The sequence below is a fragment of the Aeromonas sp. 11P genome (genome assembly GCF_051920165.1).
Lineage (GTDB): Bacteria > Pseudomonadota > Gammaproteobacteria > Enterobacterales > Aeromonadaceae > Aeromonas > Aeromonas veronii.
The window spans coordinates 1,191,868-1,218,231 of the sequence record NZ_JBQBDJ010000004.1 but is presented as its reverse complement, the minus strand read 5'-3'; the positions used below and the strand labels follow the sequence as shown (position 1 = coordinate 1,218,231).

Sequence of the window (26,364 nt, the reverse complement as noted above, 5' to 3'; positions counted from 1 at the left end):
TTCAAATTTCCCTGCTGCCGGGTATCATCGGGTAAGGTTTTGTTACTAAAGGAAACATGTCCGGTGACCTGGCTCCGGGAATTGCATCAGGCCGCAGGGTATACTCGGGCGTCGGCATCGACAGGTTCCCCCACAATAAAGGAATGGATAGTGGCAACGATTAAAGACGTTTCTCAGCTGGCAAATGTGTCTATCTCCACCGTGTCGCGGGTTATCAACAACACGGCACAGGTAGCACCGGAAAAGCGTGAGGCCGTACTGGCGGCCATGAAGGAACTGAATTTTCGACCCAACAGTTTTGCCCAAGCACTGGTCAGCAAGCGTTCCAACTGCATTGGCGTGCTGGTTGGCGACCTCTGCGGCGGCCCCTTCTTTGCCCAGATGATGCGTGGCATCGAAACCATGGTCGATCAGGCCAACAAGTTCACCATCGTTATGTCTGGCAACCATGATATCGCGCGCGAGCGTCACGCCATTCAGGCGCTGCTGCAGCGTCAGTGTGATGCGCTGATCCTGCACAGCAAGGCGCTCCCGGACGAGGAGCTGAGCGAGCTGGCGGCAGGCTCTACCCCCATCGTTTTCATCAACCGTCAGGTACCGGGCTTTGAGGATCGCTGCGTCTGGCTCGATAACCAGGCGGGGATCACCACCGCGTGCCAGCACTTGCTGGATGCTGGTCATCGCAACATCGCCTTTATCACCTCCGATGATGAAGAGTTTGTCGATGGTCAGCAGCGGATGGCCGGTTACACCCAGACTCTTGCCAGAGCCGGGATCGCCTTTGATCCTGCTCTCGTCAGCCGCGCCTTTGCCGACGAAAATGGCGGCTATGTGGCGATGAGTGAACTGCTGGCGCGCGGTGTCGAGTTCACTGCCGTGCTCGGTTTCAACGACGGTATGGTGGCGGGGGCGATCTCTTGCCTGCTGGAGCGGGGTTACAAGATCCCGCAGCAGGTGTCAGTGGTGGGGTTCGACGATATCCCCTACGCCCGCTACATCTATCCCAAGCTCACCACGGTGCGCTACCCCATCGAGGAGATGGGCAGCCGCGCCGCCGAGCTGGCGCTGCGTCTGCTCGATCACAAGCCGGTGGACGGCCTGGCGCTCAAGTTTGAAGCCCAGCTGGTGGAGCGTGAGTCAGTCGCCTGACGAGTGTCAGACAGCGAACAACAAGGTGGCCCCATCGGGGCCACACTCTTTTCTGCGTTATCTCTCTAATCCGCCATTTATCCCGCCAGGGCGACCCGCTGCTGACGGCGCGCCTCTACCCCTTCTGCCACCATATCGAGCAGTTGCCTTGTCTGTTCCCAGCCGATGCAGCTATCGGTGATCGACTGGCCGTAGCGCAGCGGTTTGCTGCCAATCTCCTGACGCCCTTCGCAGATAAAACTTTCCACCATGATGGCGGCGATGGCATGGCTACCAGCACCCAGCTGGTCGGCAATGTCACGGGCAACCAGCAGCTGGCGGGCATGCTGCTTCTGGCTGTTGCCGTGGCTGCAATCGATCATCAGCCGGGGTGACAGATGATGCTGGCGCAGCAGCTCGCCAGCCTCTGTCACATGATTGCTCTGATAGTTGGGCTGGCGGCCACCGCGCAGGATCAGATGACAGTCGGGGTTGCCATGGCTGCGCACCAGTGCCAGCTGGCCATCACCGGAAGGCTGGGTATAGAGGTGGGCCGCTCGGCTGGCGAGGATTGCCTCGACTGCGATCCGGATATTGCCGTCGGTACCGTTTTTAAAACCGATGGGGCAGGGGAGGGCCGAGGCCAGCTGGCGGTGGAGCTGAGATTCGGTGGTGCGGGCACCGATGGCGCCCCAGCTGATGAGATCCCCCAGATAGAGCATGCTGGTGAGATCGAGAAATTCGGTGGCACAGGCGAGCCCTTCCTGTCCAAGGGCCAGCAGTAGCTCCCGGGCCAGGGATAGGCCCTTTTCCAGCCGATCGCTGCCATCGAGGTCGGGATCGAAGATAAATCCTTTCCAGCCGAGCGTCGTGCGCGGCTTTTCGAAATAGGTGCGCATCACCAGTTGCAGCTGCTCCCCGTATTGGCCCTGCAGTTCAGCGAGCCGGCCACCATAGTCGCGGGCGGCTACCGGATCGTGAATGGAGCAGGGGCCGATCACCAGCAGTAGGCGATCATCCTCTCCCTGCAGAATATGGCGGGCTTGCTGGCGGCTACGAGCGATCTGGCGAGCGAGCCGTGCCGGACAGGGTCTGGCCTTTAACATCTCGTCAGGGGTGGGCAATGTGGCAAGGGGTGAAGCATTCAGAAGTGAGGTGAACATGAGCGATCCTGATGAAAATGGAAATCTGCATGCTCTTTGCTGTCCAGTGGGGATCTTCCCCTTATTTTCTTGGTTAACAGAGCGCGGGCATGGGCCCGCGCTCTGTTATATCGGCCTTGGCTACCTTAGAAGCGGGCTGAGCCGCTGACGTAGTAGCTGCGACCCGGTTCGACGTTCTGGAAGACGGTGTCTTTCTCTTGCAGGCGCACGTCGGTCAGGTTGGTGATCCCCAGTCGCAGGTCAAAGTTCTCGGTGACCTTGAAACCGGTGCCGAGATCGAAGGTCTGATAGCTGGGCAGCTTGTGCAGCACCACGGCCTTGTTGACGGTCTGCTCGGCAAACTGGGTGCCGGTGTAGGTGGTGCCGACAAAGGTATTGACCCGCTCGGTGGCCTGCCAGGTGATCTTGGCGTTGGCCTTGTGCTCCGGCCGCTCGGGCAGAGCCTGGCCCTGATCGCCTTCAGCCTTGAGGTAGGTGTAGTTGGCGCCGAGGTTGATATCGTCGGTCAGATCGAGCCTGCCGGTCAGCTCCAGCCCCTTGGTGGTGGCTTTCTCCAGGTTGTACCAGGTGCGGTCAGTGGAGTTCGGCAACTGCTTGAAGGTGAGCATGTCGTCGATGTCGGAGTAAAACAGGGTGGCGCTGGTTTCCCAGATCCCTTCTCCTGCGATCACTCCCAGCTCGTAGTTGGTGCTGGTTTCCGGCTTGACCTTGTCGCTGCCATAGATGCGGCAGCTGCCGCCACAGCTCTCGATGCTGTAACCGTTGGAGTACTGATGCGGTGCCGGTGCCTTGAAGGCTTGGCTGACCCCACCCTTGACGGTCACCAGCTCGTTCATCTCATAGACCAGATAGCCGCGCGGGGTGAAGTGGCTGCCGTAGATCTCGTGGTGATCGTAACGGCCGCCCAGCGTGAAGGTCAGGCTGTCGGTCAGGCCAATTTCGTCCTGAGCGAACAGCGCCTCTTGGGAGTGACTCTCTTTGCCGCCGATATCCTTGTAGCTCACCGCATCCACCAGCTCCCGATCCAGATATTCACCACCCAGGGTCAGGTAGTGGTTGGCCAGCGCTAGGTTGGTATAGCCCTTGAGGGTCAAGGTGTTCTCTTCCAGCTCCCGCTGCTGCGGGGCAGAGTAGCTGGTGTTGAAGTCGTCGATCTGGGAGGTCTCGTAGTTGGCCATGACGGTGGTGTCACCCCAGCTCCAGTTCCCCTTGTGGGTCAGAGCAAACAGGTTGCGATCGTTTTGCTGCTGGCGGCTGTGCAGCTTGTTGCCGGTTTTGCGGAAGATATCGAGAGGCCGCTCATCCTGGTTGTAGAGGTAATCCAGCTCGAAGCGCTGCTGCTCATCTACCAGCCAGCTCAGGGTAGAGGCGAAGTTGCGGGTCTGTTTGGCTTCGATAAGGGGGATACCGTCAGCGGCTTCGGTGGGGGTCCAGGCTTGACGATCATACACCTCGCCGTTCATCCGGATCAGCAGGTTGTCGGTCAGTGGGCCGGTAAAGCCCAGGTTGGTTCTGTGCTGATCGCCGCCATCCTTGCCCTCGATGGCTTTGAAGTCGGCATCGGCCGCCCCTTGCCAGGTTTTGCCCGGCTGCTTGGTGATGATGTTGATGACACCACCGATGGCATCGGAGCCGTAAAGTGCCGACATGGGGCCACGGATCACCTCGACCCGCTGGATCATGCCAAGGGGAACCGGAGTGTTGTCGAAGTTGCCGCCGCGCCATAGGGCATTGGAGGAGGAGAGGCGTTTGCCATCCACCAGCACTAGCGTGTATTTGCCCGACATGCCGCGAATGCCGATATCGCTGCGGCCATTGGTGTCAGCTTCTGCCTGAATGCCCACTTCGTGGCGCAGCAGGTCGGCAAGGTCATTGACCGGTGCGGCTGCGATCTGTTCTGCGGTGATGACAGAGATGGAGGCTGGTGCCGAGCGGGTATTGTGCGCCGTGGTGGTGACAGTGATCACTTCATCGGCTTGAGGCGTGTTGCTGGCGGCGATCGCTTGCTGGGTCAGCAGGGTGACTATGGTGGTGGCCAGCAGGCTGGGAGCAATAAAACGGGAGGTTGAGGATTTCATTATTTACATCTTCCATAATATACAAATGATAAGCGTTATCATTATCAAGTTGAATTTGCTCCGATCGCAACTCTTTTTTATCGGCGAAGTTCAGTTTCGTTCGTCACCCGCTTTTGACTAAAATGAAGTTAATGAAATTGATTCTCATTTGTATTGATCGTTTTTTCGCTCCTTGTTAGGATGCCGTTCACCCTGATATCTGGTGAGCCAAATGACTCACTTTAAGTCGTGTCAGGCAGTGATTCATTCCAAGGAGTAGCACCGTCATGTGTGACCATGCACTGGAAGGAGAGTGGCCCGCCACAGCGGCCGGGCTGGATAAAGTGTGCTGTTTTGCCAGCGGTGACAGGGTTCTGGTCGCTTCCGGTATTCACGACAGTTTTACCGGCATCCCGCCGGAGAAGCTCCTCGCCCATCTGCGTCTGTTGCGCCAGCAGGGGATGGTCAATCCCATCGCCATCGGCGCCATTCCGTTTGATACCCAATCCCCCTGGCATCTGGTGATCCCGGCGCAATCGCAGTGGGTCGCAAGGGATGCGCTGTTGCCTGCCCGCTGTTGCCAGCTCCATGGCGAGGTGAGTGAAGTGACCGGCTCTGCCCACTATCAGGGGGCAGTGCGGGCAGCGTTGCAGCAGTTCAGCGAGGGGCAGCTCGAGAAGGTGGTGCTGTCGCGCGCCATCGATGTGCAGAGCGCAGAGCAGACCTCACCCGCACACGCCTATGGCTCTCTGCTGGCCCAGAATCCGGGCGCCTATGTGTTCCAGATCCCGCTGCCGGAGGGGGAGACCCTGCTTGGCGCCAGCCCCGAGCTGCTGGTATCGCGCAGCGAGATGGCGGTTGTGAGCAATCCGCTGGCGGGCTCCCGTCCGCGCCACGCGTTTTCCGATCAACAGGCGGCCAGCGCCGAACTGCTGGGGGCGCAGAAGGATCGCTATGAACATGCGCTGGTGGCCGATGCAGTCGCTACGGCCCTCGCTCCCTTCTGTCGCGAGCTGGATGCGCCCGCGGAGCCGCAGGTGATCGCGACCCCTACCATGTGGCACCTCTCGACCCGCATCGCCGGGCGGCTCCATGAGCCTTCTCCCGTGCTGGCACTGGCGCTGGCGCTGCACCCGACACCGGCGGTGTGCGGCACACCGCTCTCGGCTGCGCGTCAGGCCATCGCTCGGCTCGAGGGGTACGATCGCCGCTTCTACTGCGGCGCCGTTGGCTGGATGGATGCCGATGGCAATGGCGAGTGGGTGGTTACCATCCGCTGTGGCGTGCTGGCTGGCAGGCAACTGCGGCTCTATGCCGGCGCCGGGGTGGTGGTGGGCTCTTCGCCCGAAGCGGAGTGGCAGGAGACCGCCGCCAAGCTTGGCACCATGCTGCGGGCGTTTGGCCTCGAGAGCCGGGAGCCGGAGGTAACCGCATGAAGCCGCTGGTGCCCTTTACCCCCTGGCCCGCCGAGCTGGCCGCTCACTACCGGGCACAAGGGTGGTGGCGCGGACAACCGCTCACCGCCCTGCTCGATGACTCTGCCGAACGTTATTCCGAGCGCACGGCTCTGATCTGTGGCGAACGCACCCTCAGTTATGGCCAGTTAAAGCGTGAGGTCGATGCACTGGCGGCGCGGCTGGCCGCGCGCGGGCTGGGTCATGGCGATACCGCGCTGGTGCAGTTGCCCAACTGCGCCGAGTTCTATATCTGCTGGTTTGCCCTGATCCGCTGCGGCGTAGTGGCGGTGCATGCCCTCTACAGCCATCAGCGGCGCGAGCTGGTGGCCTTTGCCCGCCAGATTGAGCCCGCCTTGCTGGTACTCAGCCCCTCCCATCCCGGCTTTGCCGGTGAAGCGGGGAGCTTGGCGGCCCTTGATGAGTTGGTATATCCCTCCTGCCAGACACTGCTGTTCGAGCAGGCTGAAGGCTCCGATCTTCAGTCAGGATTTGCATGGTGTCAGCCTGACCCGATAGCCCGTGCTGATGGTTCGCCGCTGACGGCTATCGCGCCAACTCCTACCCCGGCCGATCAGGTTGCCTTTTTCCAGCTCTCCGGCGGCAGCACCGGCACCCCCAAACTGATCCCCCGTACCCACGATGACTATGGCTACAGTGTGCGCCAGAGCGTAGCGGTGTGCGGTTGGGATGAGCGGGTGATCTATCTATGCGCTTTGCCGGCACCTCACAACTTTCCCCTGAGCTCCCCCGGGGCACTCGGGGTGTTTTATGCCGGTGGCTGTGTGGTACTGGCAAAGGATCCCTCTGCTGCAACCTGTCTGCCGCTGGTGCAGCGCCATCAGGTCAACTGGGCGGCGCTGGTGCCACCGGCTCTGGCGCTCTGGCTGGAGGCCGCCAGCCACTATCCGCAGACCTCTCTGGAGTGTGTGCAGGTGGGCGGCGCGCGCCTCAGCCCGGCTCATGCCGATGCGGTAGCGAGCCGCCTCGGCTGCCGCTTGCAGCAGGTGTTCGGCATGGCCGAGGGGCTGGTCAACTACACCCGCACCGAGGATGACCAGTGGCACATCGTCAATACCCAGGGCCGCCCGATGAGCCCGGGCGACGAGGTGGAGGTGCGAGACAGCGACGGGCACCCCTTGCCTGATGGTGAGTGTGGCGAACTCTGGACGCGTGGCCCCTACACCTTTCGCGGCTATTTCAAGGCCGATGCCCACAATCAGCGGGCTTTTGATCGGGACGGTTTCTACTGCACCGGCGATCTGGTCTGCCGCTTGCCCGGCGGTCATCTGATGGTGGTGGGGCGTAACAAGGATCAGATCAACCGGGGCGGGGAGAAGATCGACGCCCTCGAGATTGAAGAGTTGCTGATTACCCATCCAGATGTGCGGCAGGCGGCGCTGGTCGCCATGCCCGATCCCATGCTCGGGGAGCGCAGCTGCGCCTTTCTGATGTGCCGCGAGCCCCTCAATCTGCCCCGCTTGCGCCGTTTCCTGCGCGAGCAGGGGGTGGCCGATTACAAACTACCCGATCGCCTGGTGCTGGTGGAGCAACTGCCCCACACCCCGGTCGGCAAGATAGACAAACAGAGGCTGCGCGAGCAGCTCGCCAAGGAGTGTGCATGACCATTCAATCCCTCGCCGCCTATCCGCTTCCCACCGCTGAGGAGCTGCCCACCGGGCGGGTGAACTGGCCCTTCGAACCGGGCCGCGCCGCCTTGCTGGTCCACGATATGCAGCACTATTTCGTCGACTTCTACGGGGCGGGCAATCCGATGATCAATCAGGTCATCGACCATATCGCCACCCTGATCCGTCAGGCGCGTGCTCTCGGCATGCCGGTGGTCTATACCGCCCAGCCCGCCGAGCAGAGTCAGGCCGATCGGGCGCTGCTCAACGACATGTGGGGGCCGGGGTTGACCCGAGCGCCGGAGCGCCAACCCATCGTTCCGGCGCTGGCCCCCGAGCCGCAGGATACGGTGCTGACCAAGTGGCGCTACAGCGCTTTTTGCCGCTCACCGCTGGCCGAGCTGATGGCCGAATGGGAGCGGGATCAGCTGGTGATCTGTGGCATCTACGGCCATATCGGGGTGATGCAGACGGCGGTCGATGCCTTTATGCGCGATATTCGCCCTTTCCTGGTGGCTGATGCCATCGCCGACTTCTCCCGCGAGGATCACCTGCTGGCGCTCTCCTATGTCAGCCGCAATGCCGGTCGGGTGATTACCGTGGCCGAGGTGATGGCGGCCAGCAAGCGCCCCCTGACTCGGGAGTCACTGCGTGCTCAGGTGCTGGCGCGGCTGCCAGCCGAGATGCAGCAGGAGCAGCCCACCGAGGATGACAACCTGCTCGACTACGGTCTCGACTCGCTGGCGGTGATGGGGCTGGTGGAAGAGTGGCGTCAGCAGGGGCTGGTGGTGGAGTTGGCCGAGCTGGCCCGCACGCCGACCCTGGCTCACTGGTGGGGGCTTCTCTCCCGTCAGCTTCACGTTAGTCAGGCCACGGCTTATCAGGTGGTCAACGAAGATCACGTCAGCGAACCGGAGTGCACCCCATGAGCGAGTGGCAAGGTAGAACCATCTGGGTGACCGGCGCGGCGCAGGGAATTGGCCATGCGGTGGCGCGCACTTTTGCCGAGGCAGGGGCCAGCGTGGTGGCGTTCGATCTGCAACTGGCCGAGGCACTGCCCGGCAACGTGAAGAGGGTGGTGATCGATGTCAGCGACAGCGAGGCCGTGACCCGCTGCTGCGAACAGCTGCTGGATGAGGGGCTGGGGCCCGATGTGCTGGTCAATGTCGCGGGCGTACTGGCGACCGGCAGGCTCGATGAGGTGGATGACGCCCTCTTGCAGCGCACCTTCGCCATCAACACCTTCGCCCCCTTCTATCTGATGCGGGCCCTGACCCTCTGGTTTCAGGGACGGCGCAGGGGAGCCATCGTCAATGTCTCCTCCAATGCCGGTCGGGTACCGAGAGTGGGGATGGGCATCTATGGCGCCTCCAAAGCGGCGCTGACCAGCCTCACCCAAACGGCAGGGCTGGAACTCGCCCCCTATGGGGTGCGCTGCAATCTGGTGTCGCCGGGCTCGACCCGAACCCCGATGCTGTACGGCATGTGGCAGGAGGGGGAGGCAGAGCAGCGCGAAGGGGAGCTGCGCGCCATCGCGGGCCTGCCCGGGCAGTTCAAGCTGGGGATCCCCCTTGGCAAATTGGGAACACCCGACGAGGTGGCTGCCTGCGTGCTGTTTCTCGCCTCCGATGCCGCCAGCCATATCACCTTGCAGGATCTGGTGGTCGATGGCGGTGCCACTCTGGGGGGCTAGCCAGCGCACTGCCGATCTGGCAGGCGTGACATTCTCTTTATAGAGGAGGCCTTGCCTCCTCGCTTTTCAGCCATGCGGGCAGGAGCAACTCACTACCTGCTCGATGTTTGCGCAAGGACATTTCCATGGAACAGACAATGGCGATGCGCGCCACCCACCAGCGTGGTGAGCAGCCGCGCTGGCCGCTAACCACCGCTCAGGCGGGCATCTGGTTTGCCCAGCAAAAATACCCGCAGAGTCCCGCCTGCAATACCGGCGAGTACTGGCTGCTGGAGGGGGGGCTGGCACCCCATCACTTCACCCGCGCGGTGCGCCAGACCATCGACGAGATCCCCGGTCTGCACTGCGCCTTTGTGGCCACTGCCGATGGCCCGCAGATGGTGGCCAACCCCGCCTGCTGGCAGCTGACCGAGCGGGATCTGCGCAGCGAAGCCGACCCACTCGCGGCCGCGCAGGCCGAGATGCGTGCACTGCTGGCAGTCCCCTTCAATCTGGCCGGGGGGCCGCTGTTTGCCACCACCCTCTATCGCCTTGGCGAGGGGGGGGGGGCCTGGTTTATCGCCGTGCACCATATCGCCATCGACGGCTTTGGCCTGAGCCTGCTCTGCCAGCGGGTGGCGAGCTGGTATGAGGCTCTTTGTTCGGGCGAACAGCCTGCTCCCTGCCGTTATGCGACTCAGCAGGAGTTGTTGGCCGAAGAGGCGGCCTATCAGGATTCGCCGCGTGCCGCGCGGGATCGCGATTTCTTCGTGCAGCAGCTGGCCGGGGTGGAGAACCCTGCGTCGCTCTCCCGCCGTCCGGCGCAAGGGCCGGGCCCCACATATCGTCTTGAACAGCGGCTGGCTGGCCGCCAGTGGCAGGCATTGGTGGCGCGGGCGAGTCGCTCGGCCTGCCACCCCTACAGCCTGCTGCTGGCGGCGGTGGCCAGCTATGTGCAGCGGATGAGCGGCGCTGGCGAGGTGGTGCTGGGTATCCCGCTGATGGGGCGGCTGGGCTCAGCGGCGGCCGATACCCCCTGCATGAAGGTCAATGTGGTGCCACTGCGCATTGAACTGAGCGGCACCAGCCGGGTAGGGGAGTTGCTGGCACAGGTCGAGCGGCAATTTGCCGCCCTGCGCCGCCATCAGGGCTGCCGTCAGGAGTGGTTGCAACAGCGCCAGCCGGGCCAGCCGTTGTTTGGCCCTCAGGTAAACTTGATGCCCTTTGCCCGTACCCTCAGCTTTGGTGAAGGGCACAACGAAGTTCGTGGCGAGGTGCAGGTGCTGGCGGCGGGGCTGGTGGAGGAGTGCGCCTTCTACTTTGCCGAAGAGGCAGGTGCGATGACCCTGACCCTCGAAACCCGTCAGGGGCGCTTCAGCCAACAGGAGAGTGAACGTCATCTGGCCCGGCTGGTCGCCTATCTGGCGGCCTGGAGTGAGGCGGATGATGAGGCCGAAGCGGTGCGTTTGCCGCTGCTGCTGCCCTGCGAGCTGGCTGAGCTGGTGCGCTGGAACCAAACCGACCATCCGTTGCCGACCACCACCCTGAGCGCACTGCTGGCCGAAGGACTGGCGGCGGCGGATCAGAGCGCCATCGCGCTGGAGTGTGGCGCCGAGCGCTGGAGTGTGGTCGAGCTGCGCCAGCGAACCCGCCAGTTGGCCAGCTATCTGGCGGGAAGGGGCGTGGGCCCCAGTTGTCGGGTGGCTGCGGTGATCCCGCGCTCTCCCGAGCTTATTCTCGCCCAGCAGGCCATCATGGCGGTGGGTGCCGTCTATGTGCCCGTTGACCCGGACTATCCGGCGGAGCGGATCGGCTACATTCTCGCCAGCAGCGATCCTGCGCTGGTGTTGACCAGCCATACGCTTCAGATGCCGCTCAACGTGGCAGCGCCACTTGTCTGCCTCGATGCCCCCGGTGTCGCAGAGCAGCTGGCGGCGGTAGAGTTGGCAACGACAGCACCTTGTGAGCTGCCAGCCCCCAAACCGGAAGATGCGGCCTACATCATCTACACCTCCGGCTCGACCGGTCGGCCCAAAGGGGTGGTGGTGAGCCATGGCGCCATCGTCAACCGGCTGCTCTGGATGCAGCATATGTATCCCATCGGCCCGGCGGATCGGGTGCTGCAAAAGACCCCGGCCGGTTTCGATGTCTCCATCTGGGAGTTCTTCTGGCCCTTTATGACAGGTGCGCGGCTGGTGCTCGCCAAACCGGGTGGCCACAAGGATCCCGCCTACCTTGCCGAGCTGATTGAGCAGGCCGGGATCACCACCTTGCACTTTGTCCCCTCCATGCTGCAGATTTTTGTCACTCAGGCCGAGCCTGCGCGTTGCCGCGCCCTGCGGCAGGTATTTTGCTCCGGCGAGGCGCTGCCCGCGGATCTGGTGCAGCGCTGGTATGGGGCATTCTCAGCCCCCCTGCACAACCTCTATGGCCCGACCGAGGCTGCGGTGGACGTCACCTGGTATCCCTGCCGGGCAGATGAGGCGGTGACCAGCGTGCCCATCGGCTATCCGGTCTGGAATACCTGTATCCACATTCTCGACCCCTGGTTGCAGCCAGTGCCGCCCGGTGTGGCGGGGGAGCTCTGGATCGGCGGCGTGCAGGTGGCGGAGGGCTACTTTGGCCAGCCCGAGCTCACCGCCGAGCGCTTTATTGCCAACCCCTTCGGCGCGGGGCGGCTCTATCGCAGCGGCGATCTGGCCGCCTGGCGCGAGGATGGCGCCATCGAGTATCTGGGGCGCCTCGATTTTCAGGTGAAGATCCGTGGTCAACGCATCGAACTGGAGGAGATTGAGCAGGTGCTGCTGCGCCATCCCCGGGTAGCACAGGCGGTGGTGCTGGCCCCCGAATTTGCCCCCGGCGATCGCCGTCTGGTGGCCTATGTGGTGGCCGCAGATAGTAGCGAGTTGACGCTGGCCGAGCTGGCACCTGCCCTTGGCGCGGCGTTGCCCGACTACATGGTACCGGGACTTTTGGTTACTCTGGCCGAGCTGCCGCTCACCCCCAATGGCAAGCTGGATCGCAAGGGGCTGCCGCTGCCCGATATGGCGTCGGCGGTGGGTCAGGCGCTGCCGAAAACCCTGCTGGAGGAGCGGCTCTGTCGCCTCTTCGCCGAGGTTCTGGGGCTGGCGCGGGTCGGCGCCGACGATAACTTCTTTGCCCTCGGCGGCCACTCCCTGCTGGCGGCGCAGCTGGTGGTGCGTATTGAGGAATCAATCGGACAGGCGCTCACTCTGGCTAGTCTGTTCGAAGCGCCGAGCCCTGCCCAGCTGGCGCGCCGTCTTGGCGGCGAGCGGGAGGGCATGCCCATGCTGTTGCCCCTGCGGGCGCATGGTGCGCAGTCTGGCACATCGTGCCCCACCCTCTTTTGTGTCCACCCCGCAGGGGGGCTCGGCTGGTGTTATGCGCCGCTGGTGCCCCATCTGCCGACCGACATGGCGGTTTATGCCCTGCAAGCGCGGGCGCTCTGTCAGCCGGATGCCCCGCTGCCTGCCAGCTTCGACGAGCTGGCACTCGACTATGTGACCGAGCTGCGTCGTCAGCAGAGCGAGGGCCCCTACTGGCTGCTCGGCTGGTCGCTCGGGGGCATGCTGGTGCACCGGATGGCCGCCATGCTGCAAGAGCAGGGACAGGAGGTGGCCATGGTGCTGCTGCTCGATGCCTACCCCTGTCAGCAGTGGCAAACCCAGCCGTTGCCCGACGAGCAGCGGATGCTCGATGCGCTGCTGCGGATGGGGGGCATTGCGGTTGCGGACGAGGCGCTCGACTCCCTCACTCGCGACGAGGTGGTGGCCCGACTGGGGGCAGAGGGGAGTGCGCTGGCCATGCTCGACGAGCAGGTGGTGAGCGCCATGATCGAGCTGGTGGGCCACAACAACCGGCTCATCCGTGAGCCGGTCGACTACTGCTACCACGGGGAAGTGACCTTTATCGAGGCGTCAGCCTCCCGCCAGCCCTGGCTGGATGGACGTGGCTGGGCATCGCTGACAAAAGGCGAAATCCGCTATGAGCGCTTCCCCTGCCTGCATCAGGAGATGGTGCATCCCGACTGGCTGGCGAAGATCGGCGCCCTTATTTGTGAGCGGGTCGATGGGGTCTGGCAACAACCGCACATCCGGCAGGAGGGGGACTCATGACCCCGGTTGCCGCCATCCGGGAAGCCTTGCAGGCGGGCAAGTTGGTGGGGCTAGGGGAGCCGCACTGGCACCCGGATTTTATCCGGCGCCAGCACGCCTGGCTCTGCGATCCGGCACTCTGGGGAATCATGACCGATCTGGTGCTGGAGTGCGGCAATCGCCGCCATCAGAGCTTGCTCGATGCCTGGCTGGCGGGTGAGGAGAGCTGGCTGGGGGAGCCGCTCACGCTGGTACGGCTCTATCCGGTCTGGCTTGACTCCTGCGCCTTTCCCGCCTGGATGGCCCCCGAGTTTCCGGCTCTCTTTTCCGCTCTTCGCCAGAGCAATCCGGCGCGCCCTGAACATATGCGGCTGCGGGTGCATCTCTGCGAGCCCTCATTCGAGTGGCAGGAGATGAGCCCGGAGCTGTGGCAGCGACACAACAGGGGGCGGGATCAGGCGCTGGCCGACTATCTTCTTGCACTTCCCGCCCGCGGCGTGGTGGTGTTGGCGGGGGTGCGTCATCTGCTCAAAGTCGCAGGAGATCCCCACTTTGCGCAGCCGACGCTGGGCCAGTTGCTGGAGGCTGCACGGCCGGGCTGGCTGCAGGTGCTTCACCCCTGGCCAATGGTTGATGAGAAGGGAGATTGGGCAGAGGAGTGGGTGTGCGATCTGGCCGGGATTGCGACCGCCGACCTCTATCCTCACTGGCCGGTGCATCCGCCGCTGGAGACCCTCATCGATCGGTTGGTGCGAGTGGCGGATAGGGGACGGGAGTTGCGAATTTGCCCCACCTTGCTGGCCGATCCCTGGCGCAGCCGCTTGCTGAGTCGCGCTCACCTGCTGCCAGCTGGCATGGCCCGCCAGCTGCAACACTGGCTGGCGTAACTGCTGATTGGAGTAACGGCTGACCGAAGTAACAGATAACTGAAACAACTCAATGGGGGAGCCAGGCTCCCCTTTTTCACATTTGGCATCCTGCATTCAGCGCTGCAAAGTTGCACCATTTACGGCATACCTTGCCACCCATCGCCGAAAATTCAGCTCCTTCGCTACTTTAAAGAAGTTTCTACTGGTCTTACCTGAGTAAATCCCTTTGCTTTTTATTTAACAAGGCATTTACATCTAGGTGTCACCAGCATCGGTGACGCTCACAACGGCAAGGAGCCAGTTATGACCCATGTCGACATCCCTTTCCTTCGTTACCTCGATGCGGAAGGGTGCCCGGTCGCCACCTTACCGACCTGGCTGGACAAGGCGATACTACACACCTTCTACCGCAATATGGTGATGGTGCGCAGCTATGACAAAAAAGCGATTGCGCTGCAACGAACCGGCAAACTCGGTACTTTTCCCTCCCATCTCGGCGCAGAAGCTGTGGGGATTGGCATTGGTCTGGCCATGCAACCGCAGGATGTCTACGTTCCCTACTATCGGGACATGCCCACCCTCTATGTGCGGGGCGTACCGATGGAGAAGAACTTGCAATATTGGGGCGGTGACGAGCGGGGCAGTTATTTTCTCAAACCCGATGGAACTCCCTCTGAAGATCTCCCCATCTGCGTCCCCATCGCCACCCAGATCACCCATGCCTGTGGTATTGCGTCTGCCTTCAAACTGCGTAATCAACCGCGGGTTGCCGTGGTCACTATCGGCGACGGCGGTACCTCCAAGGGGGATTTTCTGGAGGGGCTCAACTGCGCCGGGGTCTGGCACCTGCCGATGGTCATCATCGTCAACAACAACCAGTGGGCCATCTCGGTGCCGCGCAAGCTGCAATCGAGCGCCCCTACGCTGGCCCAGAAGGGGATTGGTGCCGGGGTGCGCAGCTTGCAGGTGGATGGCAACGATGTGGTGGCGGTCTACGATGCCGCCCGCAGTGCCGTCGAACGGGCCCGCAGCGGCAAGGGGCCGACTTTGATCGAGGCGGTCAGTTATCGTCTCGGCGATCACACCACTGCTGACGATGCCACCCGCTATCGCGATGGGGCCGAGGTCGAGGCCGCCTGGGCGAAAGAGCCGGTCAAGCGGCTGCGCCAGTTCATGCACAGCAAAGGGTGGTGGGACGAAGAGCAAGAGCAGAGCCTGCTGGCGGAAGCTACCCGGGAGGTAGAGCAGGCGGTCGCCCGTTACGAGGCGATGGCGCCCCAGCCGCCGGAGGCGATGCTCGACTATCACTACGCCAGCTTGCCTGCCGAGCTGCTGCCCCAGCGTGAGCGGATCATTGCCAAGGGGATGAAGCAGGAGGTTGGCCATGAGTGAGATCAGCTTGCTGGAAGCGGTCAACATGGCCCTTCACTACGAGATGGAGCACGACCCGGATGTGGTGGTACTGGGTGAAGATGTGGGGGTCAATGGCGGGGTATTTCGCGCCACAGTGGGCCTGCGCGACAAGTTCGGTTTCAAGCGGGTGATCGACACGCCGCTGGCCGAGGGGCTGATCGCCGGGGTGGCGGTCGGCATGGCCACCCAGGGGCTCAAGCCGGTGGCGGAGTTCCAGTTTCAGGGCTTCATCTTCCCCGGGATGGAGCAGATCATCTGTCAGGCGGCGCGGATGCGAAACCGTACCCGTGGCCGTCTCTCCTGTCCCCTTGTCTATCGCTCCCCGTATGGCGCGGGCATTCACTCGCCGGAACACCACAGCGAGAGTGTCGAGGCGCTGTTTGCCCATATTCCAGGGCTGCGGGTGGTGATCCCCTCCAGCCCGAGACGCGCCTATGGTTTGCTGCTGTCGGCCATCCGTGATCCGGATCCCGTGATGTTTTTCGAACCGGATCGCATCTATCGCTCGATGAAATCCGAGGTGGTGGATGACGGTGTCGGCCTGCCGCTGGATGTCTGCTTCACCCTGCGCCCGGGCCGGGATATCACGGTAGTGGCCTGGGGGGCCTGCATTCAGGAGGTGATGCGGGCGGCGAACCTGCTGGCCGAGCAGGATATCCAGTGCGAGGTGCTGGATCTGGCCACCATCAAGCCGCTGGATATGGAGACCATCCTCACCTCGGTGCGCAAGACCGGTCGCTTGCTGGTGGTACACGAGGCGTGTGGCAGCTTCGGGGTCGGGGCCGAGATTGTGGCGCGGGTGACCGAGCAGGCACTTCCCAGCCTCAAGGCGCCGCCCAAGCGGCTGACCGGGGTGGATGCCGCCGTTCCCTACTATCGCAACGAAGCGTATTACCTCATCACCGAGCAGGATATCGCCGATGCCGCTCACCAGCTGATGGAGAACCAGTGGCTATGAAATTTTTCAAATTACCGGATCTGGGTGAAGGGTTGGCCGAAGCCGAGATCGTCGAATGGAAGGTGAGCGCCGGTGATAGCGTTGCGGTCGATCAGGTGCTCTTGTCGGTGGAAACGGCCAAGGCGCTGGTGGATGTGCCCTCTCCGGTGGCCGGGGTGATTGCCCGTCTCTGCGGCGCAGAGGGAGATATCCTCCATATCGGTGCGCCGCTGGTGGAGTTCGAGGGGGGTGAAGATGATGGTACCGTGGTGGGAAAGGTGAGCGCCCATCAGCAGCATATCGAGGATCACTTCGTGGTAGGGGCCATTGCCCCGGGGGGATCGCTGGTGCAAGCCATGCCTGCCGTGCGCCTGCTGGCGCAGAAGCTGGGTCTGGAAATCGACCGGATCAAGGGGAGTGGCAGCGGCGGCATGGTGACCGAGCTGGATGTGCAGCAGGCATTCGAGGCCCAGCAGAGCAGTGGCAACGAATTCCTCAAAGGGTCGCGCAGGGCCATGGCCAAGGCGATGGAGCTCTCTCATCAGACTGTGGTGCCGGTCAGCATCACCGACGAGGTGGATTTGCGTCACTGGCGCCCTGATGAGGATGTGACGGTGCGCCTTATCAAGGCCATTGGCGTGGCGTGCCGCGCCGAGCCCTCGATGAATGCCTGGTTTGATGGTGAAACCCTGTCACGGCGGCTGTTTAAAGAGGTCAATGTGGCCATCGCGGTCGATTCAAAGCATGGCCTTTATGTGCCGGTGATGGAGAATGTGGCCGAGCGGGAGGGGGCGGATATCCGGCAAGGGCTGGATCGGATGATCGCCGATGTGAAGGCGCGCGCCGTGCCGCGCGAGATGTTGCAGGGGGCGACCATTACGCTCACCAACTTCGGTGCCATCGCGGGCCGCTATGCCAGTCCCATCGTCACGCCGCCGCAGGTGGCCATCATAGGGGCAGGAAAACTGTTCGAAAAAGTGGTGTTTATCCATGGTGAAGCGCGTCCCGTCAGGGCATTGCCGCTGTCGATGACATTTGACCACAGAGCCTGTACTGGCGGGGAGGCGGCTCGTTTTCTAAGAGCGCTGGTCGAAGCGTTGGAAGCGGCTACCTTATAACGGTTTGTGCCCTGTCATTGGCAGGGCACAAATTTGTTTGCGTAATCTACAAAGCCACGTATAATCCAAACCAGCTTGAAAGGGCGATAGTTATGTCAATGAATACGATGTTTCACATCTTGTCCTGTTGTTCATAAGTTAATCCCGTTTTTTGAGCTTTACCCGCTGAAAAGCATAAGTAATTATTTTGAATACAGGTTTAAAAGATATGTCTAACATGATCACCGGTACCGTTAAGTTTTTCAACGAAACCAAAGGTTTTGGCTTCATCCAGCAAGAAAACGGCCCGGACGTTTTCGTTCACTTCAGCGCCATTCAAGGTAACGGTTTCCGTACCCTGGCTGAAGGTCAGCGCGTACAGTTCTCTGTGACCCAAGGTCAGAAAGGCCCGCAGGCTGAGAACGTAACCGCTCTGTAATTCTTACAGAATTTAAGAAAGCCGTGGTACCTCTGGTGCCACGGCTTTTTGTTTATATGGCTTCTGCTACTGACTCCCATGTGCTGAATCATGCTGCTATCGCTCCTGCTTGCTGCCACCTTGACTCCGACGTCCGATGCGCCGGTACCGGTTCAATCCGCGATGGAAGCGCAGGTGATCTGCCAGCAGTTTGTCCAGGTCCGAATAGGTGCTGCGCTGCAACCCGATGAGGTAAATGCGCGACTGGTACCTGAAAGGGAGGGGGAGTGGCTGGTGGATGGCAAAGTAAAAGGACCCGAAGGTCCTTTGCTGTTTGCCTGTCATCTTCACCAAGGGGAGCGCTGGGAGCTACTCAACTTTTCGCTCTGGGCACCACAGCCGGTCAAAGCGGTTTGAGTGCGACCAGCAGATGTTGCAGGTGTTCAACCATGGTCATGCCAAACGGGGTGAGATAGCCGCCATCTTCTGCGCTGATGAGCCCCTGTTGATGCAGACGGGCTGCCGCCTGGCACAACTCTTCAGACATATCGCTGCGTAATTTAATCCCCAGGCTCATGTTGGCCGGATCAAAGCATGCCAGTATTTTCAAATCGTTCACGAATTCGTTAGAAACCTGGTCGATCCCAATCATGGATTTACTCCTTACGCTAAAGATGTATGCAAACTAGCATCCCCGGATCCACTTTAGTGGGCGCTGGCTCAAATTATTGATCTTTGGCTGGATGCTGCGTTTCAAATGCTGTTTTTTTCGGCGTAATCAGATGGTTGGCTGACAGCTTCGCCAAGGGCCGAGCCGGACCAAACGTGGTAGGATAGGGCACTTCTTTATATCGGACGGTCTATTGGTGGCTGTTCGCCCTGTTCAAGGTATCGCTCATGGTCAAGATCACTCTGGTATCCCTGCTGCATTCACTTTGTACCCGCTTTCCGGTTTACCCCACTGCTTCGTTGACGTCCCTGCTGGATACCCATCAGGGCGAGGTATGGTTGCCTGCACGCAAGGGGGCCGACATTGCACTGTTGCGCAAGCATGCCAAGGGGGCTCATGAGCTGGCGTCACTCGATGCGGGCTGGTGCGATTTTGCCGCCAGCGATAGCGGTGATACACCCGAGCTGGATGCACTGGCCAACTACGACAGCGAGATGATGGATAACCTGCTGATGTACTGGCACAGCGCCGCCAAGATCAACAGCCCGATCACCGATAACCTGTTCGAGCTGCGTCGCGAAGTGGTTGATGAAGCCCACGGGGTGAAACTCGCTGCCGCCTGGGAGCAACTGCAACAGCTGCGTTTTGAGCAGCTGATGGCGATGGCGGCCAATGGCCGGGATCTGCTCTGCTTTGTCGAAGTGGAGTCCGCCTACTGGCTGCGGCAAAAGCTGAGCGAGCAGCCTGATGTGGAGCTGATCACCCCTGCCTTGTAAAAGGGGCAATATGATGGCTGGCGGTCTCGCTATCGAGGAGGCTGCTCTATCCTTATTGGCGTCATTGTCCTCCCCATCCGGTGCCAAGGGGCTGCAAGCTGGACAAGCTGACGACAAGATGTGAACATGGCGCCCTTTATCGAGAGAGAGACTTGGCCAATGAGCTATGAACTGAGCGACACCGAGCGCAATGCCGCGCTGCAACTGAACGCTGATTACCGTTACGATCACTTCATCAGCAAGCTGGTCGAGCATGAAGAGCTGTTCGTCCTGACTGACGAGCATGGCGTCATGATGCTGACCACCGATGATGAAGATTGCATCCCGGTATGGCCGCACCCGGAGTACGCCAAGGCGTGGGCCGAAGGCGAGTGGGCCGATTGCAAGCCGCAGTCCATCACCCTGAAGGTATGGCTGGAGCGCTGGGTTGACGGTATGGAGCAGGACGAGCTGTGTGTTGCCGTGTTCCCGACCCCGGATCAGGAAGGCATCGTACTGGAGCCGGCTGACGTGGCTGACGCCATTGCCGAGAAGCAGGCCAAACGCGGCTGATCACCGAGCTATTCGCAACACCGGTTGCCAACAAAGACCCCGCTATCTGGCGGGGTCTTTGTTTTAGGTCTGTTTGCCAAATGAGTGGTCGCTATCAAGGCTGGCGATAGGTGGTGTCGATGATGGGCTCGGCCGGGAAGGTCTTGCCGCTCTTGATGGCTGCCCTGGTCTCGGATTTTAGCTCTTCATCAATCCATAGCAGACCGCCATAGCTGTAACCGCTGTTGTCGCCACCGAGGGGCCAGTAGAGCTGCTCGCTCTTGGGCGTTGCAGGTACTTTTGGCAGTTTGATCCAGCGCCAGGCCCCTTCCCGGGTATAGGGCACCTGATAGGCAGGGACGAAGCTCGCCAGCTCATAGAGCCGCTGCTGGATTTGCCGTGACAGGGCCGCCTTTTTGGCAAAGTCGAACTCCTTGTCATACTGCTCCACCAAGGTTGTGATGGCGTCATCATCGATGTTCATGATGTTGTTGGTCTGGGGTTTGTTGGCGTTGACCTTGTGGAAGAACTCCCAATAGGCGGGATAGCGGCTGCTCGCCCAGGCCATCCAGGCGCTCTGATGCTTTTTCTCCAGCATCGATTTGAAACCGGCCGAGGCATCCATCAGGTTGAGCTCCAGATTAAGCCCCGCCTTCTTGGCCTCTTCCCGCAACAGCGTGAGCCGCTGGGCGTGCTCTGCGGTGGTGTAGGTGATGGCGAGGGTCAGTGACTGCCCCTTGTCGTTTTGCAAAATCCCCTGCGGCCCCACTTTGTTAAAGCCTGCCTTGGCAAAGTATTCCCGTGCCAGTTTGGGATCGAACGGATGGGCCTTGAGCTCGCTGTTGGTAAATTCACCCTGACCTGAGCCATAACTGTTGAGTCGCTGGTAATCCCCCCGCAGCAGGGTGGTGAGCATCTTGTCGAGGTTGAGGGCATGCTGGATCCCGAGCCGCACATCGAGATTATTCAGCAGCGGATCGGCGGTGTTGAGATAGAGCCCCATCGGTGATTGCGGGGTCTGGTTGTAGAACCAGGTGCGCCCGATATACCCCTTCTCGAACTCGGCGGTTTTGGTCTTGTCGTGCCACCAGTTGGGCATCACCAGCGGGAAGGTGTCGAGATCGCCGCGCAGGAAGTGCTGCCAGGCGATGTTCAGATCCCTGAGCACCTTGATCTCGAGCCGCGCAGGATTGAAGCGATGCTGGAAGTAGCGCTCGTCATCCCCCCACCAGTGTTCAATCCGTTTGAAGGTGACCGATTTGCCCTTTTTCACCTGATCGATCTGATAGGGGCCGGTGACTGGCAACACCTTCCAGTTGTACTCCTTGACCCAGTTGGCGGTGAGCTTGATGGCGTGGCTCGGCTCCGGGCTGATGGGCAGTGACTCGAGCAGATCCTGGCGGCTCTTTTCGGTGCCGCTGGTGATGGCCAGGGTGTGATCATCAAACTTGGTGATATCGGCTATCTGGGTGCTGTAGTAGTTGTTGTACCAGGGGGCGTTGATCTCTTTGCTGCGCATCATCTTGAGGGTAAAGAGCCAGTCATCGGCGGTGACCGGCTGGCCGTCTGACCAGCGCGCCTTGGGATTGATGCGAAAATAGAGGGTCTTGTTGTCGGCGCCGAAGGCCCACTCGTTTGCCAGCATCGGCATGGGGTTGCCGGTGACGGGATGAGTGCTCAGCAGTGGCAGGTTGGTTTCCCGCACGTAACCGGCAAAGCCGCCGTTGGAGTCGGGGCCATATTTGCGCAGGGTCAGGGGGAAGCTGGTCATAAAGGTGCGAAAGGTGCCGCCGCGTTTGGCGGCCGGATCGGCATAGAGAGGATCCTGGTTGTTGCTCTCCCACTTCAAGTCGGCAGGCAGCGTGGCACTCCAGCCAAACGGGCTCCAGCACAGGGTCAGGGTGATGGCGGTGGCGCGAATGATAGGGGGGAGTCGGCGCTCCCCGGCGGTGATGGTCGATGGCATGTCCTTGCTCTCCTGAAAATCTGCTTCCTGCAGATCACGCTCTGATGACGTCAGTCCCGATGGGGACTGGCTCATCATGAAAATTTTATCCTGTCAGGTCAATGAAATAGCGTAAATGGGCTGGCGCTCATCATGTCGCTCTCTGTGGTTTGAACCAGCGCAGTCGGCTACCCAGCAGATGGATCACAAAGCCGAGCAGCACCAGAGCTGAGCCCAGCCACTGCAAGGGTGTTGGATGTTCATCGAGCAGCAGCGCTGCCGTGACCATGCCGACACAGGGGATTAGCAGGGAGAGTGGTGCCACCTGTGCCACCGGATAGCGCATCAGCAGTCGTCCCCACAGGCCGTAACCGAGCCAGGTCGCGACATACGAGAGATAGAGCACGCACAGCAATCCCTGCCAGCTGAAGTTGAGCAGGCTGCTGGCCATCAGCTCCGGCCCTTCGAACAGCCAGGATAGGGCGAAAAACGGCACTATCGGTACCAGACCGCCCCAGGCGATCAGGCTTGGCAGCGTGGTCTGGTAGCGCAGACCAATCTGGCGATTGATGACGTTGCCAAGGCCCCAACAGGCTGCGGCGCACAGCGTCAGTACAAACCCTAACAGGGTCAAGTTGCCTCCACCGTGGGTGGCAATGAGATAGAGGCCGAAACCCGCCAAGGGCAGCGCCACCCAGTGGTGGGGTTGCCAGCGCTCCCCGAGCCAGATCATCGCAAACAGCAGGGTGAACACCACCTGCGACTGCAGCACCAGCGAGGCCATACCTGCGGGCATGCCGAATTTCATGGCGCTGAACAAAAATGCGAACTGGCCGAGGCTGATGGTGCCGCCATAGGCCAGCAGCCAGCGCCAGGGCATGGCGGGCTTGGGCACCAGCAAGATGGCGGGAAAGACGACACCGATAAAGCGCAGTGCCCCCAGCAGCAGGGGGGGAATCCCCTCCAGCCCCCACTTGATGGCGACGAAGTTGAGCCCCCAGCAGAGGATGACCAGAGCGGCCAGACACTTATCTTTGGTTTGCATGGTTGAAATCCTTGTCATCAGCACTGCGGCGAGTGAGCGGGTTTACACAGCTCGGCGCGATCGGCAAGGGGGGGAGCATACCCTTGTGCAGATGGTGAGTGTCAAGGAGAAAGACCCGTTTGGGGTTTTCTGGTAGAGGGGGCCGGTGGCGGGGCCTAGTGGCAAGATCAGGCCGCAACGCAGTGCAGGGCGATCCCCTTGGCCGCGATGGCTGCCCGCATGGGGGCGGGCAGGGCATCGTCGGTAACCAGCACGTTGATCTGGCCCGGCGCGCCAAGTTGGCTCGGGTGGATGGCGCCAAATTTGCTGCTGTCGGTGATCACCACATTGGTCATCCCCTTGGCCAGCACGCTGTTGACCACGTCGGCCCGCATCATGTCGCGGCCGGTAAAACCCATCTCGGGATGAAAACCGTCGACCCCGATAAAGGCCTTGGAGAAGTGCACCTGCTCGATGCAGAGGCGAGTGAGCGGCCCCACCACGCTCTCGCTCTGATGCTGGAAAAGCCCGCCGAGCAGCACCACCTGAGCCTGGGTGTCTTTGAGCAGATGGGCGATATAGCTGCTGATGGTGATGATGGTGACCCGTTTGTGCAGGGCCAGATGGCGCGCCAGCATGGCGTTGGCGCTGCCCCCTTCGATAAAGACCGTCTCGCCATCTTCCACCAGCTGGGCGGCCCGCTCGGCGAGGCGCTCCTTGAGCAGATAGTTGATATTCATCCGGGCATCCGGGTCATCGGTCTCCAGCGCCATGGCCGAGCCGTGTACCCGTCTGAGCAGTCCCTGTTTCTCCAGCGCGGTGAGGTCGTTGCGCACCGTTACCTCAGACACGCCTGTGTGTCGGGAGAGGTCACTCACGCTCATCTTGCGAGCCTGATGGACCAGAGTGAGGATCAGTTGGTGGCGTGGATTCATGGTGCGCTCACATGCAAGGTGGTGGATAGCGGCAAGCCACCCGTGGGGTGGCTTGCCAATCATATGACGTCACTGGCGCCATGGGGAGCGCCCCGTCAGAGACTGTGCTCGGTGCGGGCGATGATATCATCTTGCGCATCCGGGGATAAGGCTGTGAAGAAGGCCGAATAGCCCGCTACCCGCACCACCAGATCCCGGTATTGATCCGGATGGGCCTTGGCTGCCAGCAGGGTTTCCCGCGAGACGATGTTGTACTGCACGTGCCACCCCTTGTGCACCTCGAAGAAGGTGCGCAGCAGGCTCATCAGCTTGGCCTTGTCCCGCTCGTTCTCAAGGCTCGCCGGACTCAGCTTCTGGTTGAGCAGCACCCCGCCGAGGATGGCCGCCGTGGGCAGCTTGCCGATGGAGTTGAACACCGCCGTGGGGCCGAGACGATCCGAACCCGACGACGGGCTGGCCCCTTCCGCCAGCGGCGTGCGGGCATGGCGACCATCCGGGGTGGCCATGGTGGCGGCACCGAACGGCACGTTGGCGGAGATGGAGGAGGTGCCAGCATAGTAGGTGCCGCCGATGGGGCCACGGCCGAAGCGGGTGTTGTGCAACCCCTTGAGCTCGTCGATGTAGCTCTGGTAGGCCTGCACCAGCAGCAGGTCAACCTCGTCCAGATCGTTGCCATATTTGGGGGCGGCGTTGGTGAGGCGCTGGCGCAGCTGCTCCCCCGCTAGTCCGGCAAAATCTTGCTCGAGTGCTTCGGCCAGCTCTTGCTGATCCACAATCCCCTGCTCGAACACCAGTTTCTTCAGGGCCGCCAGACTGTTGCCGAGGTTGGCAATTCCCACCTGCAGACCGGAGACCCAGTCATAGACGGCGCCCCCCTCCTTGATGGTCTTGCCGCGTTCGATGCAGTCATCCACCATCGTGCTGCAGAGGATGTCATGGGCTTGAGCCTCCAGCACGCTGTCGACCACGCAGTCGATCTCGATGGATTTGCGAGTGAAGTAGCGCACCTGCTCATCCCAGCGGGCCATCACCTCGTCAAAGTTGCCAAAGCTCCCGTCTCGCAGCGACTGGGGTTGGGGCAGGAAGATTTTGCCGGTGGTGGCATCGCGGCCACCATCCAGCGCCGCCAGCAGAATGCGGGCGAAGTTGATAAAGCTCATGCCGGTGCAGCGGTAGCCCCATTTGCCGGGCACGGCGGTCTCGATGCAGCCGATGGCGGCGTAGTGGTGGGCATCCTCCACGCTTACCCCGAGCTTGATGAACTCGGGGATCACCACCTCGTCGTTGTTGAAGGCGGGCATGCCAAAGCCGCAGCGGATCACCTGAATGCAGGCGTCGAGGAAGTCCTCGCTCATCCCGGCGTGGTAGCGCACCGAGAGGTTCGGCTGGGTCGAGCGCAATTGGCCGCAGGACTCCAGAATGGCGTAGGAGAGGCCGTTGACGGCGTCATGGGCAGTGCCATCCCGCCAGTTCTGGCCGCCGATGGTGACGTTTTGATAGAGCGGGCTGCCGGCGGAGGCCTTGGAGTGGGTGCCGGAGCGGATCTTGTTCACCTCCAGCAACTTGAGCCAGCACCCTTGCAGCAGCTCGATGGCGCGCGTCCGAGGCAGGGATTCCGACAATTCCACCTCGCGGCGATACCAGGGGTAGAGGTATTGATCCATCCGGCCAAACGACACCGAGTGGCCGTTGGATTCGATCTGCAGAATGAGCTGGATAAAGTAGCAAAGCTGCAGTGCCTGCCAGAAGGTTTCGGGGTGCTGGTGGGCGATGTGGGCACAGTTGAGTGCGATGGTCTCAAGTTCGCTTTGGCGCTCCGGGCGCGGCTCTTGCGCGGCCATGTCGCGGGCCAGCGCGGCGTAGCGCGCGATGTGATCGCTGACTGCCTCCAGAGTGATGGCGACGGCGTGCAAGAACTGCTCGCGCTGCAGGTCGGCCCAATCCGCCAAATCCAGCCGACTGCGCCGCTCGGCCACCTTGGCCTTGAAGCCATCGAGACCCAGCGTGAGCAGCCCCTCATAGTTGACCGCGAGGTGGGCATCCCCCGAGGTCATGTTGCCCTCGGCCTTGATGATGCCGCTCTCCAGCAGCGCTTTCTGCTCGTCGGTAAAGAGGCCGAAGCAGCGATCCTGCACCGTCTGGCCGCGCCAGAAGGGGGTGAGGGCGTGGATGATCTCCTTGTCGGTTTCGCTGACTGCAAAACCGGCACCGGGACGGTCGGCCAGCTCGTCGATCTCCTTCTCAATCCAGCTCACCGTGTATTCGGGAAACAGCGGCGCCGCCCGTACCTGACTGGCCTGATTGCCGACGATAAGCTCGTCGTGTTTGATCCAGATGGTGCGCTCCTTGAGGTGATGAGCCAGCGCAAGAGCGCGGCGCACCGGCAGCGGCCGGGCGAGGTGAGCCTGATAAGCTTCGGTGTAGTGGCGGGCACGCTCGGTGCAGACCGGCGGCTGAACGATGTGGATCAGGCTCTCTTTGTGGGCGCGGATCCGCGGGCTGAGGGTATTGAGGTCGAGCTGGGTCATGATC

General features: G+C 61.7%; 21 protein-coding genes. 14 read left to right on the top strand and 7 right to left on the bottom strand.

Annotation, left to right across the window (positions count from 1 at the left end; all coding sequences use genetic code 11):
• Positions 1–150 precede the first annotated feature (150 nt).
• A complete protein-coding gene (locus ACTG1P_RS05625) occupies positions 151–1,149 on the top strand; it encodes a LacI family DNA-binding transcriptional regulator (protein ID WP_040066127.1) in 999 nt (332 codons plus the stop codon).
• A 77-nt stretch (positions 1,150–1,226) separates the two neighbouring features.
• Here ACTG1P_RS05625 and ACTG1P_RS05620 read toward each other — a convergent pair whose 3' ends face one another.
• Positions 1,227–2,291 carry a 3-deoxy-7-phosphoheptulonate synthase gene (locus ACTG1P_RS05620; protein WP_440000714.1) on the bottom strand — a complete coding sequence of 355 codons (1,065 nt, stop codon included), beginning with the start codon at positions 2,289–2,291 and terminating at the stop codon, positions 1,227–1,229.
• A 125-nt stretch (positions 2,292–2,416) separates the two neighbouring features.
• Positions 2,417–4,369: a TonB-dependent receptor domain-containing protein gene (locus ACTG1P_RS05615; RefSeq protein ID WP_440000713.1), complete on the bottom strand. Its 1,953-nt coding sequence runs from the start codon at positions 4,367–4,369 to the stop codon at positions 2,417–2,419.
• Positions 4,370–4,635: 266 nt separating this feature from the next.
• Here ACTG1P_RS05615 and ACTG1P_RS05610 point away from each other — a divergent pair, with 266 nt between their 5' ends.
• The 11 genes from ACTG1P_RS05610 (at position 4,636) to ACTG1P_RS05560 (ending at position 18,368) form a co-directional block, all read left to right on the top strand.
• Positions 4,636–5,784, top strand: coding sequence for an isochorismate synthase (locus ACTG1P_RS05610; protein ID WP_440000712.1), 1,149 nt, complete (start codon positions 4,636–4,638; stop codon positions 5,782–5,784).
• Entirely contained in the window at positions 5,781–7,427 is a 1,647-nt protein-coding gene (locus tag ACTG1P_RS05605) for a (2,3-dihydroxybenzoyl)adenylate synthase (protein WP_440000711.1), read from the top strand. The genes ACTG1P_RS05610 and ACTG1P_RS05605 overlap by 4 nt, the downstream gene beginning before the upstream one ends.
• On the top strand, positions 7,424–8,359 hold the full coding sequence (locus ACTG1P_RS05600; protein WP_440000710.1) for an isochorismatase family protein: 936 nt from the start codon (positions 7,424–7,426) through the stop codon (positions 8,357–8,359). The genes ACTG1P_RS05605 and ACTG1P_RS05600 overlap by 4 nt, the downstream gene beginning before the upstream one ends.
• A complete protein-coding gene (gene dhbA / locus ACTG1P_RS05595) occupies positions 8,356–9,123 on the top strand; it encodes a 2,3-dihydro-2,3-dihydroxybenzoate dehydrogenase (protein ID WP_440000709.1) in 768 nt (255 codons plus the stop codon). The genes ACTG1P_RS05600 and dhbA overlap by 4 nt, the downstream gene beginning before the upstream one ends.
• Positions 9,124–9,248: 125 nt before the next feature.
• Positions 9,249–13,238: an amino acid adenylation domain-containing protein gene (locus ACTG1P_RS05590; protein ID WP_440000708.1), complete on the top strand. Its 3,990-nt coding sequence runs from the start codon at positions 9,249–9,251 to the stop codon at positions 13,236–13,238.
• Complete coding sequence (locus ACTG1P_RS05585) at positions 13,235–14,104, top strand: hypothetical protein (protein ID WP_440000707.1); 870 nt, start codon at positions 13,235–13,237, stop codon at positions 14,102–14,104. The genes ACTG1P_RS05590 and ACTG1P_RS05585 overlap by 4 nt, the downstream gene beginning before the upstream one ends.
• 285 nt (positions 14,105–14,389) lie before the next feature.
• Positions 14,390–15,478 (top strand): pyruvate dehydrogenase (acetyl-transferring) E1 component subunit alpha, encoded by a 1,089-nt coding sequence (pdhA, locus tag ACTG1P_RS05580; protein ID WP_440000706.1) that lies wholly within the window; start codon positions 14,390–14,392, stop codon positions 15,476–15,478.
• On the top strand, positions 15,471–16,457 hold the full coding sequence (locus tag ACTG1P_RS05575) for an alpha-ketoacid dehydrogenase subunit beta (protein ID WP_021231077.1): 987 nt from the start codon (positions 15,471–15,473) through the stop codon (positions 16,455–16,457). Before pdhA ends, ACTG1P_RS05575 begins: the two co-directional genes overlap by 8 nt.
• The gene (locus ACTG1P_RS05570) at positions 16,454–17,554 is read left to right on the top strand and encodes a dihydrolipoamide acetyltransferase family protein (RefSeq protein ID WP_440000705.1); all 1,101 of its coding nucleotides are present in this window, start codon (positions 16,454–16,456) and stop codon (positions 17,552–17,554) included. The genes ACTG1P_RS05575 and ACTG1P_RS05570 overlap by 4 nt, the downstream gene beginning before the upstream one ends.
• Before the next feature lie 208 nt (positions 17,555–17,762).
• Positions 17,763–17,972 (top strand): cold-shock protein, encoded by a 210-nt coding sequence (locus ACTG1P_RS05565; protein ID WP_005302803.1) that lies wholly within the window; start codon positions 17,763–17,765, stop codon positions 17,970–17,972.
• Positions 17,973–18,062: 90 nt separating this feature from the next.
• The gene (locus ACTG1P_RS05560) at positions 18,063–18,368 is read left to right on the top strand and encodes a hypothetical protein (RefSeq protein WP_021231075.1); all 306 of its coding nucleotides are present in this window, start codon (positions 18,063–18,065) and stop codon (positions 18,366–18,368) included.
• Here the strand turns inward: ACTG1P_RS05560 and ACTG1P_RS05555 are convergent.
• Positions 18,355–18,603 carry a TIGR02647 family protein gene (locus ACTG1P_RS05555; RefSeq protein WP_005334209.1) on the bottom strand — a complete coding sequence of 83 codons (249 nt, stop codon included), beginning with the start codon at positions 18,601–18,603 and terminating at the stop codon, positions 18,355–18,357. The two genes, ACTG1P_RS05560 and ACTG1P_RS05555, sit on opposite strands and share 14 nt — an antisense overlap.
• 245 nt (positions 18,604–18,848) lie before the next feature.
• Here ACTG1P_RS05555 and ACTG1P_RS05550 point away from each other — a divergent pair, with 245 nt between their 5' ends.
• Together ACTG1P_RS05550 and ACTG1P_RS05545 are read left to right on the top strand one after the other, a co-directional pair.
• Positions 18,849–19,397, top strand: a complete 549-nt coding sequence (locus ACTG1P_RS05550) for a hypothetical protein (protein WP_440000704.1) — start codon at positions 18,849–18,851, stop codon at positions 19,395–19,397.
• Positions 19,398–19,556: 159 nt separating this feature from the next.
• On the top strand, positions 19,557–19,949 hold the full coding sequence (locus ACTG1P_RS05545; RefSeq protein WP_005334204.1) for a DUF2750 domain-containing protein: 393 nt from the start codon (positions 19,557–19,559) through the stop codon (positions 19,947–19,949).
• 94 nt (positions 19,950–20,043) lie between these two features.
• Here ACTG1P_RS05545 and ACTG1P_RS05540 read toward each other — a convergent pair whose 3' ends face one another.
• The 4 genes from ACTG1P_RS05540 to ACTG1P_RS05525 all read right to left on the bottom strand — a co-directional run bounded on the left by ACTG1P_RS05540 (position 20,044) and on the right by ACTG1P_RS05525 (position 26,360).
• The gene (locus tag ACTG1P_RS05540) at positions 20,044–21,894 is read right to left on the bottom strand and encodes an extracellular solute-binding protein (RefSeq protein WP_440002284.1); all 1,851 of its coding nucleotides are present in this window, start codon (positions 21,892–21,894) and stop codon (positions 20,044–20,046) included.
• 130 nt (positions 21,895–22,024) lie between these two features.
• Positions 22,025–22,918: an EamA family transporter gene (locus ACTG1P_RS05535; RefSeq protein ID WP_440000703.1), complete on the bottom strand. Its 894-nt coding sequence runs from the start codon at positions 22,916–22,918 to the stop codon at positions 22,025–22,027.
• 167 nt (positions 22,919–23,085) lie between these two features.
• On the bottom strand, positions 23,086–23,832 hold the full coding sequence (locus ACTG1P_RS05530) for a DeoR family transcriptional regulator (RefSeq protein WP_440000702.1): 747 nt from the start codon (positions 23,830–23,832) through the stop codon (positions 23,086–23,088).
• 95 nt (positions 23,833–23,927) lie between these two features.
• Positions 23,928–26,360 (bottom strand): formate C-acetyltransferase/glycerol dehydratase family glycyl radical enzyme, encoded by a 2,433-nt coding sequence (locus ACTG1P_RS05525; protein ID WP_440000701.1) that lies wholly within the window; start codon positions 26,358–26,360, stop codon positions 23,928–23,930.
• Between the last annotated feature and the right edge of the window lie 4 nt (positions 26,361–26,364).